Consider the following 13962-nt stretch of genomic DNA (forward strand, 5'->3'; position numbering starts at 1 on the left):
TTGTCCAGCCAGTCTCTGCCTAGCCGGTCCCTACCTGACCCGGTCTCTGTCTGACCCCGTCTCTGTCCGAACCGTTCGGTCCTGACAGTCCTGCCCGAAAGGAACCTTCTGCAATGAGCGTCTCCACGACCCTGCGCGACGTCATCGGTCTCGACAACACGCTGCCCGGCCTCGGCTCGGCCACTCTGCTCATGATCGACTTCCAGAACACCTACCGCACCGGCGTCATGGCGCTGGAAGGTGCCGAACCCGCCCTGGCAGCCGGGGCGCGCCTGCTGGCCGCCGCCCGTGAGGCGGGGGCGACGGTCATCCACATCGTCAACGACGGCGGTGAGGGCGGTCCGTATGACATTCGCGCGGAGATCGGCGCCATCAGCTCGGAGGTGGCCCCGGCCGAGGGGGAGCCGGTCGTCGTCAAGCGGTTCCCCGACGCCTTCCACGGCACGGACCTGGAGAAGGTCCTGCGGGAGCGGGGCGCCGGTCCGGAACTTGTGCTGGCCGGGTTCATGACCCACATGTGCGTCACGTTCACCGCCCAGGGCGCCTTCAACCACGGCTACCGGCCCACGGTCGTCGCCGAGGCGACCGCCACCCGCTCCCTGCCCGCCCCGGACGGCGGCGCACTGCCCGCCGCCGTTCTCCAGGCCGCCGCCCTGACCACCGTCGCGGACCTCTTCGGTGCGGTGGCCCCGACGGTCGGCCACCTCACGGACTCACACAAGTGAATGTTCAAACGAACACGAACATGTTAGAAATGAGGGCATGGGTGTCGCTAACCGTCTTGACCTGACCTTGCGGCTGGTGCAGGGCTCCGACCGGGTTCCCGTGTCGGAGCTCTCGCATCGGCTGGGGGTCTCCGAAATGACCGTGCGCAGGGACCTCGACGCCCTTGAGCGCCAGGGGCTGGTGCGCCGGGTGCACGGAGGTGCCGTCGCCACGCGGTCCCGTGAGGAAGGGGCGGGGTTCTCGGCGCGCGAGCCGTGGCAGGCCGCGACCAAGGACCGGCTCGGGGCGGCGGTGGCCGCGATGGTGGAGCCGGGTTCCAGGGTGCTGCTGGACGCGGGCACCACCACCGTCCACGTCGCGGAGCACCTCGCGGAACGGGCCCCGCTCACGGTGGCGGTCCTCAGCCTGCAGGCCGCGGTGAGCTTGGCGGACCGGCCGGGAATCGACCTGTTGGTCGTGGGCGGCCGGTCCCGTCCCGGCGAGCGGTCCCTCGTCGGCCCGCTGGCCCTGCGCACGCTGGAGGCACTGGCCTTCGACTGCTTCGTACTGTCCATCGGCGGTGTGCACGCCGAGTACGGGTGGTCGGAGTTCTCGCTGGACGACGCGGCGGTCAAGCAGTCCGCGCTCACGGCGGCCACCCGGACGATCGCGGTGGCGGACGCGACCAAGCTCGGGGTGCGCGCGTTCAGCCGGGTCGCTCCGCTGGGCGCGGTCGACGACTTCGTCACCGACGCCGCGGCCGAGGACCCGGCCACCCATCCCAACGGCCCCCAGACCCTTGCGGCCCTGCGCGACGAGGGCGTCCGCACCACCCTGGCCTGAACCCGGCCCACCCCGAGGAGCACCCGTCATGACCGCTGTCCCGCGCCCCCTGATGATCCTGGTCGCCGGCCCCTACCGTTCGGGGACCGGGGACGATCCGGCCAAGCTCGACGCCCATGTGCGTGCGATGAACCTGACCGCACTGGAACTCTTCCGTGCGGGCCACCTGCCGCTCACCGGCGAGGCGCTGGCCCTTCCCCTGGTCGAGGCCGCGGGGAGCACGGGGCCGGGCGACCCGGTCTTCCAGGAGATCTTCCACCCCGTCGCCGAGCGCCTGCTGGCGCGCTGCGACGCCGTACTGCGCATCGGAGGCCCCTCGGAGGGTGCGGACCGGATGGTGACGACGGCCCGGGGCCTCGGCCTGGACGTCTACACCGGCATCGACGAGATCCCGGCCGCGCGGTGACCGCCGGACTGGACACCCCGGACCGGCGCGGGCGCACGGGCCTGGACCGGCACGGCCGGGACCTGACCGGAAACCCGCGGGTGCGCGTCAGGGACGTGGACGTGCTCTCCTGCGACTGGTACGTCCTGCGCAGGACGACCTTCGACTACCAGCACAGCGACGGGCATTGGAGCCGGGAGCAGCGCGAGACGTACGACCGGGGCGACGGCGCCACGGTCCTGCTCCACAACACCGGGCGTCGCACCGTGCTGCTCACCCGTCAGTTCCGTCTGCCGGCGTACGTGAACGGGCACCCCGACGGGATGCTGATCGAGGCGGCTGCCGGGCTGCTGGACGGTGATGCCCCGGAGGAGGCCATCCGCCGGGAGGCGGCCGAGGAGACCGGACATGTCATCGGAGCCCCCGAGCCGGTGTTCACCGTCTACATGAGCCCGGGGTCGGTCACCGAGCGCCTGCATTTCTACGCAGCCCCCTACGATCCCGTGACCGCCGTGACCGCCGTGACCGCCGTGACCGCCGTGACCGCCGTGACCGCCGTGACCGCCTTGAACGATGGGCACGGGATCGCTGAGGAGGGCGAGGACATCGCGACCCTGGAACTCCCCTTCGACGAGGCGCTGGCGATGATCCGCAGCGGGGACATCGCGGATGCCAAGACCATCATGCTGCTGCAGTGGGCAGCCCTGGACGGACCGTTCAGGCACTCCGCCCCGGTGGCCTGCCCCTACTGATCGCTGTTGTCGCCGGCCGCCTGCTCACGCAGCACGGTGCTCATGCCGATGGGTTCGCGCCCGAGCAGGTCGGCCAGCGTCGGGTCGACGGCGGTGAACTCACCGGCGCGGGCGGCCGCGAAGATGCCGAGCAGCTGGTCCGCGACCTCCTCGGGGGCGCCGTGGCCCACCAGGTGTTCCCGGAACTCGGTGTCGGGCACGGTGGCCCTGGTGACGGTGCGGCCCGTGATCCCGGCGGCGATGCCCGCGATGTCGTCGAACGTGAGCGCCTGGGGGCCGGTGAGCGGCGGTGTGGGCCCCTCGAAGCGGCCCTCGTCGGCCAGGATGGCGGCGGCCGCGTCCGCGAGATCGGCGTGCGCGGTCCAGGCGACCGGGCCGTCCGCGGGGAGCGCGATCTCGCCCGACTCCAGACCCTGGGCGGCGAACTGCACCGCGCTGGAGGCGTAGAAGCCGTTGCGCAGCGAGGTGAACGGTACGCCGGAGGCGCGCAACGCGTCCTCGGTGGCGGCGTGGTCGCGGCAGGCCTGGAAGTGCGAGGCGTGGCCGGCGCCCATCTGACTGGTGTAGAGGATGCGGCCGGCGCCCGCCGCTACGGCTCCGTCGATCGCGGCGCGGTGCTGCCGCACGCACTCCTCGCCCATCCTGTCGGTGGAGACGATGAGCACCTGGGAGGCGCCCTCGAAGGCGTGGGCGAGGCTGCCGGGGTCGGTGAAGCTGCCCTGCCGCACCCGTACGCCACGGTCCGCGAACGTCTTCGCCTTCTGCGGGTCGCGGACGCTGACGCCGATCCGGTCCGCCGGCATGCGCGTCAGCAGCCTCTCGACGATCTGACGTCCGAGCTTTCCGGTGGCTCCGGTCACGATGATCATGATGTGCTCCAGTGTGCTGTTCCGATGTGCTGTTCCGATGTGCTGTGCCGGTATGGCGTTCCAGCACCATGTTTCCGGTGGAATCACATTCACCGTAACACTGGAACTATCGATGGAACCAGCGAATCTGTATCATCGATATATGGCACCACGTTCACGCGACACCGACACCGAAGCTGTCAGGAGCAGCGGCATGGGCGGCGATCACGGAGGTGGCAGCGCGGACAGCGACATCCGCGCCGCTTCCGGTATCGCTGCCAACGCCAACGCCAACGCCAACGCCGACGCCAACGCCGACTCCAGCGCCAACGCCGATGTCGATGCGCATGCGCAGCCCAGGCAGCGGATCATCGAGGCGGCGGCCGGTCTGCTGGCGCGGGAGGGGCGCGACGCCGTCACCACCCGCGCCGTCGCGGTCGCGGCGGGTGTTCAGCCACCGGCGATCTACCGCATGTTCGGTGACAAGGGCGGACTGCTCGACGCGGTGGCCGAGTACGGCTTCGCCAGGTTCCTCGCGACCAAGCACGTGGACCCCGATCCGCCGGACCTCATCGAGGACCTGAGGGGCGGATGGGATCTGGCGGTCGAGTTCGGCCTCGCCAACCCGGCGCTGTTCACGCTGATGTACAGCGAGCCCACCAGGCCCGCGTCGGCGGCCTTCAGGACGGGCCTGGAGATCCTCATGGGGCGGATACGGCGGCTGGCCGCCGGGGGCTGGCTCCGGGTCGACGAGGAGCTCGCGGCGATGCTCATCCACGCCACGGCACGGGGCGCGGTGCTCACCTGGCTGTCCCTGCCGGAGGACCGGCGCAACCCGGCTCTGTTGACGACGCTCCGGGAGTCCATGGTCGCCGCGGTGACCAACCGGGAGCCCGCGGTGCGGGACGCGGGCCCGGCCGGTGCCGCCCGCGCCCTGCGCGCCGCGCTGCCGGAGCAGACGGTTCTCAGTGGCGCGGAGCAGCACCTGCTGAGGGAGTGGCTGGACCGCGTGGCCTCCGACGGCTGAGGAGGAACGTCAGCTGAGGAGGAACGTCAGCCGAGGTAGTCCGCGCGCCCCTCGTCATCGAGTTCGAAGGGGCCTTCGGGGATGATGCAGAACTCGTTGCCCTCGGGGTCGGCCATCACCAGGAAGCCGCCGTCCGCGTACTCCTCCAGCCGTCGCCCGCCGAGTGCCTCGACGCGCTGCTGCTGGGCGGCCGGGTCCGGCGAGGTGATGTCGAAGTGCATACGGTTCTTGGCCGACTTGGGCTCGCCGGTCCGCTGGAAGCCGAGGCCCAGGCCGTTCTCGCGCCGTAGCCACACGTACGGTCCCATGCGGGCCACGACCGGCCTGCCGAGCAGCTCGGACCAGAACGCCGCAAGCAGCTCCGGGTCGGTGGCATCGACCTGCACAGGTGAGTGCGCCATGTCCTGATCCTCTCAGGGCGGTGACGGTAATCCTCTCGGGACGGTGACCGTGATCCTCTCAGGACGGTGACCGTGAGCCGCTCGGGACAGTAGCCGTACGCGTGGGCGCGCGGGGAGGTCCACGGCTCCGGCGTTCACCCCGTGTGCGACACGGTTGAATGACCGGAGCGGCCGGCACCGGCCGCCTCCCCGACCGGGGCCCGCCGTGGCACAGCCGTCGGCGCCGTACGTACGGAATGGAGCATCCGAGGATGGCTCGACACCTGGTAACCAGCGCGCTTCCCTACATCAACGGGATCAAGCACCTGGGCAACATGGTCGGGTCGATGCTTCCGGCGGACGTGTACTCCCGGTACCTCCGCCAGCGCGGCCACGACGTCCTGTACATCTGCGCGACCGACGAGCACGGGACGCCCGCCGAGTTGGCGGCGAAGGCGGCCCGACTGCCGGTCGCGCAGTTCTGTGCGCAGGCCCATGACGCGCAGAAGGCGGTCTACGAGGGGTTCCAGCTGGCCTTCGACTACTTCGGCCGTAGCTCTTCAGCGCAGAACGCCGAGATCACCCAGCACTTCGCGCGGAAGCTGAACGAGAACGGCTTCATCGAGGAGCGGGCGATCCGCCAGGTCTACTCGCCCGCCGACGGCCGCTTCCTGCCCGACCGGTACGTCGAAGGGACCTGCCCGCACTGCGGCTACGACAAGGCCCGCGGGGACCAGTGCGAGAACTGCACCCGCGTCCTCGACCCGACCGATCTGCTGAACCCCCGCTCGGCGATCAGCCGTTCCACGGAACTGGAGGTCCGCGAGACCAAGCACCTGTTCCTGCTCCAGTCGAAGCTCCAGCACGAGGTCGAGGCGTGGGTGACGCGTCACGAGGAGCAGTGGCCCCAGCTGTCCTCCTCCATCGCCCGCAAGTGGCTGACCGAGGGCCTGCACGACCGCGCCATCACCCGTGACCTGGACTGGGGGGTTCCGGTCCCGGCCGACACCTGGCCGGAGCTGGCGGCCGAGGGCAAGGTCTTCTACGTCTGGTTCGACGCCCCGATCGAGTACATCGGCGCGACGAAGGAGTGGTCGGATGCCGCCCGGCCCGGCGAGAACCGTGACTGGAAGTCGTGGTGGTACGAGGCCGACGACACCGTCCGCTACACGCAGTTCATGGCCAAGGACAACGTTCCGTTCCACACGGTGATGTTCCCGGCCACCGAACTCGGCGTGCGCGAACCGTGGAAGAAGGTCGACGTCGTCAAGGGCTTCAACTGGCTGACGTACTACGGCGGCAAGTTCTCCACCTCCCAGAAGCGCGGCATCTTCACCGACGCCGCCCTGGAGACCCTGCCGGCCGACTACTGGCGCTATTTCCTGATCGCCAACGCCCCCGAGTCCGACGACTCCTCCTTCACCTGGGAGCACTTCGCCGCCACGGTCAACAAGGACCTCGCCGACACCCTCGGTAACTTCGTCAACCGCGTGCTGTCCTTCTCCCGCAAGCGGTTCGGCGACGACGTCCCGGCGGGCGGCGCGGCGGGAGAGCCGGAGGCGCGGCTGGGCGAGGAGATCGCGCGTCTCCTCGCCGAGTACGAGGAACACATGGAGTCCCTCCAGTACCGCAAGGCCGCTGCCGCGCTGCGCGCCCTGTGGTCGGCGGGCAACTCCTACCTGGAGGACAAGGCCCCCTGGCTGGAGATCAAGGCAGCCCCGGAGGCTGCGGCCCTGACCCTGCGCACGGCGATGAACCTCATCCACCTCTACGCGATCGTCTCCGAACCGCTGATCCCGGCCTCGGCCGCCGCGATGCGCGGCGCCTTCGCGCTGGAGGGCGACACCGCGACCTGGGTGACCGCCGGAGAGGCGGCGTCCCTGGACGCCGTCGCGGCCGGAACGCCGTTCACCGTGCCGCCGGTGCTCTTCGCGAAACTCTCCGAGGAGGACCTGGAGTCCTTCCGGGCACGCTTCGGCGGAGCCGACGCCTGACGGGGCGGCCCCGTATCCGCGTACACCTGCTCATGTCCCGTACGCCCCTGAGGCGCCGTCAGTCAGTGGCGTCCGGGGGCGTTTTGGGCTTCGTGTGCAGGACGTCGCGGGCCTGTTCGGCGGAGCGGACGAGGCTCTCGGTGACGAAGTCGAGGAAGCGGGCGATGTTCTCCAGGCGGACGCCGGCCGGAGTGTTGGGACCGAGGACGCCGACGCCCTGCCGTGCGGTCTCGACGAGCTGGGCGGTCGACCGGGCGCTGGAGATCATCGACTGGTACCAGATGTCGTCGTCGACGACGTAGCGCTCGCGGCGGCGTTCGTCGCGTTCCCGGCGAACGAGGCCCTGGCTGTCGAGGAAGGCGATCGCCTTGGAGATGGACGCCGGGCTGACCTGGAGGCGCTGGACCAGTTCGGAAGCGGTGAGGCTGCCGGAGTCGGCGGTGTACAGACAGGTCATCACCCGGGCCATCATCTTGGGCGTGCCCGACTGTATGAGGGCGGTCGTGAAGATCTCCTCGTACTCCCGCACCGCCTCCGGGTCGCGCCCGTAGGCCTGGGCGGGCGCGGCGGACGCCCGGGGTGCGGTCTGCCCGCGCCGGTGGGTGCGGCGTTCGGTCGCACGGTGGGCGAGGTCGGCGCGGTACGCGGTGGGGCCGCCGTTGCGCATCACCTCGCGCGTGACGGTCGAGGTCGGACGGTCGAGCCGTCTGGCGATCTCCGCGTAGGCCAGGCCGTCGGCCAGTCCGAGCGCGATCTGCTGACGTTCCTGCTGGGTGAGCCTGCCTCCGGGCATCGCTGTCTCCTCCGTGGTCTGCGGTGCCGCCAGCATAGCGTTCGCTTTCAATTCATTGCAACGAACGCTGGTGGGGTTGTTGCATTACATTCAAAGCCGTTGCAACGATATTGGTGCTCTGAGCTGCGTGAACGCATTTCCAATGCAACGAGTACGTTGCCAGTTCACTGAACACAACGTAGCGTTTCCACTATCAGAAACGGCGGAAGCAAGGAGCGGCCGCCGAAGAAGAGGGAGAACGCCATGCAGAAGTTCAACACCCCCGCCGCCGTCTCGGCCGTCCTCGACATCCCCGCCGGACGCATCCGGCTCATCGCCGCCGACCGGGCGGACACCACGGTCGAGGTCCTCCCCGCGGACGCCTCGAAGGGCCGCGACGTGCAGGCGGCGGAGCGGATCACGGTCGAGTACGACGAAGGCGTCCTGCGGATCGCGGCCGCACCGCCGAAGAACCGCATCCTCGGCAGCTCCGGATCCGTCGAGGTGACCGTCCAACTGCCCGCCGACTCCAGCGTCGAGGCGAACGCGGCCGCCGCCGAGTTCCGGGGCGTCGGGCGGCTCGGTGACGTCGCCTTCGAGGGCGCACAGGGCTCGGTCAAGCTCGACCAGGTCGCCGGCGCCCGCATCAGCCTCCTCGCCGGCGACATCTCGGTCGGCCACCTGGGCGGCCCCGCGGAGATCAGCACCCAGAAGGGCGACCTCCGGATCACCGAGGCCGTACGCGGCACCGTCGTCCTGCGCACCCTGTCCGGCGACGTGTCGGTCGGCGCGGCCCGCGGAGTCTCCGCGTCCCTGGACGCCGGCACCGGCTACGGCCGGATCGAGAACGCGCTGAAGAACACCGAGGGCGCCGACGCCGGCCTGAACATCCGCGCCACCACCACCCAGGGCGACATCGTCGCCCGCAGCCTCTGAGGAGCAACCGGCATGACGAACCTGGCTATTGAGGCGAGCGGCCTGCGCAAGTCCTACGGGGACAAGCTGGTCCTCGACGGGATCGACCTGGCGGTCCCCGCCGGTACGGTCTTCGCCCTGCTCGGCCCGAACGGCGCGGGGAAGACCACCGCCGTGAAGATCCTCTCCACGCTCGTGTCACCCGACCCCGGCTCCGGCGGCATCCGGGTAGGCGGCCACGACCTGGCCACAGACCGGCAGACGGTACGCGCGGCGATCGGCGTCACCGGCCAGTTCTCCGCCGTCGACGGCCTGATCACCGGCGAGGAGAACATGCTCCTGATGGCCGACCTGCACCACCTGTCCCGTACCGAGGGCCGCCGCGCCACCGCCGAACTTCTGGAACGCTTCGACCTCACCGACGCCGCGAAGAAGCCCGCCTCCACCTACTCCGGAGGCATGAAACGCCGGCTCGACATCGCGATGACCCTGGTCGGCAACCCCAGGATCATCTTCCTCGACGAACCCACCACCGGCCTGGACCCCCGAAGCCGCCACAACATGTGGCAGATCATCCGCGAGCTCGTCTCCGACGGCGTCACGATCTTCCTCACCACCCAGTACCTCGAAGAGGCCGACGAACTCGCCGACCGCATCGCCGTACTCAACGGCGGAAAGATCGCCGCCGAGGGCACCGCCGAGGAGCTCAAGCGCCTCATCCCCGGCGGACACATCAAACTCCGCTTCACCGACCCCGCCACCTACCGCCACGCCGTCACCGCGCTGCCGGACACCACCCACGACGACGAAGCGCTCTCCCTCCAGATCCTCAGCAACGGCAGCCAGCACGAACTGCGCACCATCCTGGACCGCCTCGACGCCGCCGACATCCGGGCCGACGAGCTGACCGTCCACACCCCCGACCTCGACGACGTGTTCTTCGCCCTCACCGGCACCCCCGACGGCGCCACCCCCAGCACCACCGACATCCCAGGCCAGTTGAAGGAGACAGCCCGATGAGCACCCTGCCCCTCGCCGCACGCGACTGCACCACCATGCTGCGCCGCAACCTCCTGCACGCCCGCCGCTACCCCTCCCTCACCCTCAACCTCCTCCTCACCCCCGTGATGCTGCTCCTGCTCTTCGTCTACATCTTCGGCGGCGTGATGAGCGCCGGCCTCGGTGGCGGCGGCGGGGGCCGCTCCGCCTACATCGCCTACATCGTTCCCGGCATCCTGCTCATGACCATCGGGAGCACCGTCGTCGGAACCGCCGTGTCCGTCTCCACCGACATGACCGAAGGCATCATCGCCCGCTTCCGCACCATGGCCATCCACCGCGGCTCCGTACTCGTCGGACACGTCGTCGGCAGCGTTCTGCAAGCGGTCATGAGCGTCGTCCTCGTCGGTGCGGTGGCCGTGGCCATCGGCTTCCGCTCCACCGATGCCACCCCCCTGGAATGGCTCGCCGCCTTCGCCCTGCTCGTCCTCTTCGCCACCGCGCTCACCTGGATCGCCGTCGGCATGGGCCTCATCAGCCCCAACGCCGAGGCCGCCAGCAACAACGCCATGCCCATGATCCTGCTGCCGCTGCTCTCCAGCGCCTTCATCCCCGTCGACACCATGCCCGGCTGGTTCCGGCCCATCGCCGAGTACCAGCCCTTCACCCCGGCCATCGAAACGCTGCGGGGACTCCTCCTCGGCACCGAGATCGGCAACAACGGCTGGCTGACCATCGCCTGGTCCCTCGCCCTCGCCGCCCTCGGCTACCGCTGGTCGACATCGACCTTCAACCGCGACCCGAAGTAACCACCGCAACAAGGCGAACGCCAACGCGAACGCCAGGGCGAGCACGAACCACCGCACCCGCCCTCGCACCCACATCCACACAGCACTTCAGCAAGCCAGCATCCCCGGCCTCACCGAACCCGTGACCGCAGCAGATCAGTCCGCGTCCGCGCTGGACAACGCTTCGGTAATCATGCGGGTGGCGAAGTCGGGGTCGTCGGCGATCCGGTTGATGTGTTCCGCGAGCAGAAACGCGGTGGCCTCAAGGGGGGTCATCTCCGCGTCGGTCCAGTCCCCGTACTGCTGACGCCACAGATTGGGGCTCAGGCCGGTGCCCGCGGCGATGACGAGGCCGGCCATGGTGGGGATGACCTCGGGCGGGACGCTCCTGGGCATCATGCGCATCGACCCGACCAGGGTGGGCACCACGTATTCGATGACGTCCTTGTCGAGTTGCTCGTGGGTCACCCGCAGCCACTTCATGAACATGAAGATGAGCGTGCACGCGCCGTCCAGCAGGTCCTGAGCACCCTCCGGCCCCAGGGACGCGGCGAACTGTTCGTCCATCTCCTGCTGCCCGGGGTCGATCGCGGACTTGCCCTCGTGGACGCATCTGAGCCTGGAGTCGATCATCATGATCGCCGTACCCACGTCGCCGGCCGGAGCGTTCTGGGGGTCGCAGGGCGATGACACAGGGTTCCTCCTCGGTTGCCCACGGTGGGCGGAGCGGCGGGTTAGACAGTAGACCTGCGATGAGGCGCGGGTCCCGGAATTCCCGGCGCATGGCCCGTTTGTGGCCAGCGCCGCCGCTGGCGCCGGCCCCCGGCGGTCAGCGGTCGGTGTCCGGGGGCAGGTGGAAGGTGAGGCCGGAGACGTCACGGGCCTGGATCACCGGGGCGGACTGCGTTCCGCCGCTGATGCTGTTGTGCACCGTACCGCCCGCGCCCGCCTGGGCGGCCCGCCACCACGCGTCGAGGAGGGCACGGAACTCCCCGTCCAGGGCGGCCCGTACGCCCAGCGCCGTCGCCAGTGCCTGTGCGTGCAGCGGATCGGCGGGATTGGCCGCCAAGGCGGCGGCCTCCGGCTCGCCCGAGCTGACCACGGGCGTTCCGTCCCCCTCCGGGTCCTGTGCCGTACCGCGCCGGAACGGACGCCTCACCAGTGCGGTGAGTCCTTGCCAGGCCTGACGGCCTGCCTCGCCGCCCGCACTTGAGGCAAGTGCCCCGAGCGCCGCCGCTGTGATCGGGTCCATGAGAACACTCCCCTGAGTCACGATCCGTTCGCCACAGACTAGATCCGGGGTGCGGAGCGGTACAGGGACTGCTGGGGGATTACGTCCACGCGACGCTCACGGCGGCTGCGGCTGCCGTGAACGCCCACGGCACAGAAGGCCCACTCCGGCTGGTTGCGCATGCCCACCAACGCGACCATCGCCACCAGGCCCTCCAACCCCGGCTCACCCCCATCTTCGCGTCAAGCACCTTCAGGTCCAGGGATGCCTGGGGGCGGGGGCGGGGCCACATAACGAGTCAGGCCCGGTACTGATTTCTCAGTACCGGGCCTGACCTGGTGTTTCAGCTGTCGGGGTGGCGGGATTTGAACCCACGACCTCTTCGTCCCGAACGAAGCGCGCTGCCAAGCTGCGCTACACCCCGATCGCCGCCAGTGTCCTGGCGACATCGATTACTTTAGCCCACCTGCGGCCGGAGACGAAATCCGGTTTTTATCCCGATCGAGGTGCGGGTGAGGGATACCGGGGTGGGGTAGATCCGCTGGTGTGCGCGAAAGGCGCGAAAAGGTCGCGCGAGGGGATGTGCGAAGGGGTGCGCCGGGGGGAGTGTGGCAGAGGGTGCGCGAGGGGTTACGCGTCCCGGGCCGTCAGGGTCAGCAGTGTCGCCTCGGGCGGGCAGGCGAAGCGGACCGGGGTGTAGCGGTTGGTGCCGCAGCCGGCCGAGACGTGGAGATAGGCGCGGTTGCCGTCCACCGAGTGGGAGGAGAGGCCCTTCACGCGTTCCGTGTCCAGGTCGCAGTTGGTGACCAGGGCTCCGTAGAAGGGGATGCAGAGCTGGCCGCCGTGGGTGTGGCCGGCCAGGATCAGCGGGTAGCCGTCCGCGGTGAAGGCGTCCAGGGAGCGCAGGTAGGGGGCGTGGACCACGCCGATGGAGAGGTCGGCGCCCGTCTCCGGGCCGCCCGAGACCTCCGCGTAGCGGTCGCGCTTGATGTGCGGGTCGTCGAGGCCGGTGAAGGCGAGCTCCAGGCCGTCGAGCTTGAGTCGGCCGCGTGTGTTGGACAGGTTCAGCCAGCCCGCCTCGTCGAAGGCGTCCCGCATGGGCTCCCACGGGTTGTGGACGACGTTGACCGCCGGGGCGTTTCCGTTGAGGCCGTGCTTGCCCGCGGTCTTCTCGAAGAGGTAGCGGACGGGGTTGCGGAGCTTGGGGCCGTAGTAGTCGTTGGAGCCGAAGACGTACACGCCCGGGAGCTGCATCAGTGGGCCGAGTGCGTCCAGCAGCTCCGGTACCGCCTCCGGATCGGAGAGGTTGTCGCCGGTGTTCACGACGAAGTCCGGTCGCAGGCCCGCGAGTGACTGCAGCCAGGCGCGTTTCTTCCGCTGACCGCTCACCATGTGGACGTCGGAGATCTGCAGGACGCGCAACGGGCGTGCTCCGTGCGGGAGTACGGGGACCGTGACCCTTCGCAGGCGGAACGAGCGGGCCTCGAATCCGGCCGCGTAGGCGAGACCGGCGGCGCCGGCCGCGGCGGTGACCGCCGTGATTTTCAGGGGTACTCCGTAGCGTGCGCGCATGTGCCCATCGTCGCAGACGGTTCGTGTCCACGGGAAAACCGGCGGGCGACGGGTGCCCCGCACCTGCCACAATCACCACATGACCACGCTCAAGTCCAAGCTCAAGGAAGACCTCACCACGGCCATGAAGGCGCGCGACGAGCTGACCTCGTCCACGCTCCGGCTGACCCTCACCGCGATCACCAAGGAGGAGGTCAGCGGCAAGTCGGCCCGCGAACTCTCCGACGACGAGGTGCAGAAGGTGATCGCCAGGGAGGCGAAGAAGCGCCGCGAGGCGGCCGAGGCCTTCTCGCAGGGCGGCCGGACCGAGCAGGCCGAGCGGGAGAAGAAGGAGGGCGAGCTGCTCGACGCCTACCTCCCGCAGCAGCTGAGCGACGACGAGCTGGCCGCGATCGTGGCGTCGGCGGTCGACGAGGCGAAGGCCGGCGGCGCCGAGGGCCCGCGTGCGATGGGCGCCGTCATGAAGATCGTGAACCCGAAGGTCGCGGGGCGCGCGGAGGGCGGCCGGGTGGCCGCTCAGGTCAAGAAGCTCCTCGCGGGCTGAGACCGGGCCTCGGGAGTCGTCCGGAGCCGGAGCCGGGGCCGGAGCCCGGGCCAGGTTGGTGCGGTGGGGCCAGTGGAGCCCCGGAGCGGGTGGGACCGGCGGGTCCCGTCGCCGGTCGCCGTGTCCGGACATGAAGGTGGGGGGGGGCCCCCCGCGGGGGCCCCCCCCGGGAGGGGGGGCCCCGCGGCCCCGGGCGGGGAGGGGGGC

At 70.1% G+C, this 13962-nt stretch carries 16 protein-coding genes and 1 tRNA gene; 10 read left to right on the forward strand and 7 right to left on the reverse strand.

The window, feature by feature from the left end; all coding sequences use genetic code 11:
- The first annotated feature begins 113 nt into the window (after positions 1-113).
- Genes ACIP89_RS20675 through ACIP89_RS20690 form a run of 4 tightly spaced genes read left to right on the forward strand, consistent with a single transcriptional unit; the run spans position 114 to position 2685 of the window.
- Positions 114-725: an isochorismatase family protein gene (locus ACIP89_RS20675; RefSeq protein WP_401924323.1), complete on the forward strand. Its 612-nt coding sequence runs from the start codon at positions 114-116 to the stop codon at positions 723-725.
- Between the two features lie 37 nt (positions 726-762).
- Entirely contained in the window at positions 763-1548 is a 786-nt protein-coding gene (locus ACIP89_RS20680) for a DeoR/GlpR family DNA-binding transcription regulator (RefSeq protein ID WP_402116052.1), read from the forward strand.
- A 28-nt stretch (positions 1549-1576) separates the two neighbouring features.
- Positions 1577-1954, forward strand: coding sequence for a DUF4406 domain-containing protein (locus ACIP89_RS20685; RefSeq protein ID WP_402116054.1), 378 nt, complete (start codon positions 1577-1579; stop codon positions 1952-1954).
- On the forward strand, positions 1951-2685 hold the full coding sequence (locus ACIP89_RS20690; RefSeq protein WP_402116055.1) for an NUDIX domain-containing protein: 735 nt from the start codon (positions 1951-1953) through the stop codon (positions 2683-2685). Before ACIP89_RS20685 ends, ACIP89_RS20690 begins: the two co-directional genes overlap by 4 nt.
- Here the strand turns inward: ACIP89_RS20690 and ACIP89_RS20695 are convergent.
- Positions 2679-3554 carry an SDR family oxidoreductase gene (locus tag ACIP89_RS20695; protein WP_402116057.1) on the reverse strand — a complete coding sequence of 292 codons (876 nt, stop codon included), beginning with the start codon at positions 3552-3554 and terminating at the stop codon, positions 2679-2681. The genes ACIP89_RS20690 and ACIP89_RS20695 overlap by 7 nt on opposite strands.
- Before the next feature lie 142 nt (positions 3555-3696).
- On the opposite strand from ACIP89_RS20695, the gene ACIP89_RS20700 reads away from it, so the two are divergent.
- The gene (locus tag ACIP89_RS20700; RefSeq protein WP_402116058.1) at positions 3697-4560 is read left to right on the forward strand and encodes a TetR/AcrR family transcriptional regulator; all 864 of its coding nucleotides are present in this window, start codon (positions 3697-3699) and stop codon (positions 4558-4560) included.
- A 26-nt stretch (positions 4561-4586) separates the two neighbouring features.
- Here ACIP89_RS20700 and ACIP89_RS20705 read toward each other — a convergent pair whose 3' ends face one another.
- Positions 4587-4961 carry a VOC family protein gene (locus ACIP89_RS20705; protein ID WP_402116060.1) on the reverse strand — a complete coding sequence of 125 codons (375 nt, stop codon included), beginning with the start codon at positions 4959-4961 and terminating at the stop codon, positions 4587-4589.
- Positions 4962-5212: 251 nt separating this feature from the next.
- Here ACIP89_RS20705 and metG point away from each other — a divergent pair, with 251 nt between their 5' ends.
- On the forward strand, positions 5213-6934 hold the full coding sequence (gene metG, locus ACIP89_RS20710; RefSeq protein WP_402116062.1) for a methionine--tRNA ligase: 1722 nt from the start codon (positions 5213-5215) through the stop codon (positions 6932-6934).
- A 58-nt stretch (positions 6935-6992) separates the two neighbouring features.
- Here metG and ACIP89_RS20715 read toward each other — a convergent pair whose 3' ends face one another.
- A complete protein-coding gene (locus ACIP89_RS20715) occupies positions 6993-7727 on the reverse strand; it encodes a helix-turn-helix domain-containing protein (protein WP_401924307.1) in 735 nt (244 codons plus the stop codon).
- 243 nt (positions 7728-7970) lie between these two features.
- Here ACIP89_RS20715 and ACIP89_RS20720 point away from each other — a divergent pair, with 243 nt between their 5' ends.
- From ACIP89_RS20720 to ACIP89_RS20730, 3 genes are read left to right on the forward strand one after another with little or no spacing between them, the layout of a single operon-like run.
- Positions 7971-8642, forward strand: a complete 672-nt coding sequence (locus ACIP89_RS20720; RefSeq protein ID WP_402116063.1) for a DUF4097 family beta strand repeat-containing protein — start codon at positions 7971-7973, stop codon at positions 8640-8642.
- A 12-nt stretch (positions 8643-8654) separates the two neighbouring features.
- Positions 8655-9641 carry an ATP-binding cassette domain-containing protein gene (locus tag ACIP89_RS20725; protein ID WP_402116065.1) on the forward strand — a complete coding sequence of 329 codons (987 nt, stop codon included), beginning with the start codon at positions 8655-8657 and terminating at the stop codon, positions 9639-9641.
- The gene (locus ACIP89_RS20730) at positions 9638-10429 is read left to right on the forward strand and encodes an ABC transporter permease (RefSeq protein WP_401924300.1); all 792 of its coding nucleotides are present in this window, start codon (positions 9638-9640) and stop codon (positions 10427-10429) included. Before ACIP89_RS20725 ends, ACIP89_RS20730 begins: the two co-directional genes overlap by 4 nt.
- Before the next feature lie 135 nt (positions 10430-10564).
- Here the strand turns inward: ACIP89_RS20730 and ACIP89_RS20735 are convergent, their stop codons facing one another.
- From ACIP89_RS20735 to ACIP89_RS20750, 4 genes are all read right to left on the reverse strand, one after another.
- Positions 10565-11101 carry a hypothetical protein gene (locus ACIP89_RS20735; protein ID WP_402116067.1) on the reverse strand — a complete coding sequence of 179 codons (537 nt, stop codon included), beginning with the start codon at positions 11099-11101 and terminating at the stop codon, positions 10565-10567.
- A gap of 136 nt (positions 11102-11237) precedes the next feature.
- The gene (locus tag ACIP89_RS20740) at positions 11238-11660 is read right to left on the reverse strand and encodes a hypothetical protein (RefSeq protein ID WP_402116068.1); all 423 of its coding nucleotides are present in this window, start codon (positions 11658-11660) and stop codon (positions 11238-11240) included.
- A 329-nt stretch (positions 11661-11989) separates the two neighbouring features.
- Positions 11990-12063: transfer RNA gene (locus tag ACIP89_RS20745), tRNA-Pro, on the reverse strand.
- 206 nt (positions 12064-12269) lie between these two features.
- Entirely contained in the window at positions 12270-13211 is a 942-nt protein-coding gene (locus tag ACIP89_RS20750) for a metallophosphoesterase (protein WP_401926688.1), read from the reverse strand.
- A gap of 79 nt (positions 13212-13290) precedes the next feature.
- Here ACIP89_RS20750 and ACIP89_RS20755 point away from each other — a divergent pair, with 79 nt between their 5' ends.
- On the forward strand, positions 13291-13755 hold the full coding sequence (locus ACIP89_RS20755; RefSeq protein WP_390087901.1) for a GatB/YqeY domain-containing protein: 465 nt from the start codon (positions 13291-13293) through the stop codon (positions 13753-13755).
- Positions 13756-13962: the final 207 nt, after the last annotated feature.

This window comes from Streptomyces sp. NPDC088730, assembly GCF_044751215.1.
In the GTDB taxonomy this organism is placed as follows: Bacteria; Actinomycetota; Actinomycetes; order Streptomycetales; family Streptomycetaceae; genus Streptomyces.

What these genes read in the sequence shown, in the direction of transcription:
- ACIP89_RS20720 (WP_402116063.1), top strand. Translation starts at nt 7,971, where the DNA reads ATGCAGAAGTTCAACACCCCCGCCGCCGTCTCGGCCGTCCTCGACATC.
- ACIP89_RS20730 (WP_401924300.1), top strand. Translation starts at nt 9,638, where the DNA reads ATGAGCACCCTGCCCCTCGCCGCACGCGACTGCACCACCATGCTGCGC.
- metG (WP_402116062.1), top strand. Translation starts at nt 5,213, where the DNA reads ATGGCTCGACACCTGGTAACCAGCGCGCTTCCCTACATCAACGGGATC.
- ACIP89_RS20705 (WP_402116060.1), bottom strand. Translation starts at nt 4,961, where the DNA reads ATGGCGCACTCACCTGTGCAGGTCGATGCCACCGACCCGGAGCTGCTT.
- ACIP89_RS20740 (WP_402116068.1), bottom strand. Translation starts at nt 11,660, where the DNA reads ATGGACCCGATCACAGCGGCGGCGCTCGGGGCACTTGCCTCAAGTGCG.
- ACIP89_RS20750 (WP_401926688.1), bottom strand. Translation starts at nt 13,211, where the DNA reads ATGCGCGCACGCTACGGAGTACCCCTGAAAATCACGGCGGTCACCGCC.
- ACIP89_RS20675 (WP_401924323.1), top strand. Translation starts at nt 114, where the DNA reads ATGAGCGTCTCCACGACCCTGCGCGACGTCATCGGTCTCGACAACACG.
- ACIP89_RS20685 (WP_402116054.1), top strand. Translation starts at nt 1,577, where the DNA reads ATGACCGCTGTCCCGCGCCCCCTGATGATCCTGGTCGCCGGCCCCTAC.
- ACIP89_RS20715 (WP_401924307.1), bottom strand. Translation starts at nt 7,727, where the DNA reads ATGCCCGGAGGCAGGCTCACCCAGCAGGAACGTCAGCAGATCGCGCTC.
- ACIP89_RS20700 (WP_402116058.1), top strand. Translation starts at nt 3,697, where the DNA reads ATGGCACCACGTTCACGCGACACCGACACCGAAGCTGTCAGGAGCAGC.
- ACIP89_RS20755 (WP_390087901.1), top strand. Translation starts at nt 13,291, where the DNA reads ATGACCACGCTCAAGTCCAAGCTCAAGGAAGACCTCACCACGGCCATG.
- ACIP89_RS20680 (WP_402116052.1), top strand. Translation starts at nt 763, where the DNA reads ATGGGTGTCGCTAACCGTCTTGACCTGACCTTGCGGCTGGTGCAGGGC.
- ACIP89_RS20695 (WP_402116057.1), bottom strand. Translation starts at nt 3,554, where the DNA reads ATGATCATCGTGACCGGAGCCACCGGAAAGCTCGGACGTCAGATCGTC.
- ACIP89_RS20725 (WP_402116065.1), top strand. Translation starts at nt 8,655, where the DNA reads ATGACGAACCTGGCTATTGAGGCGAGCGGCCTGCGCAAGTCCTACGGG.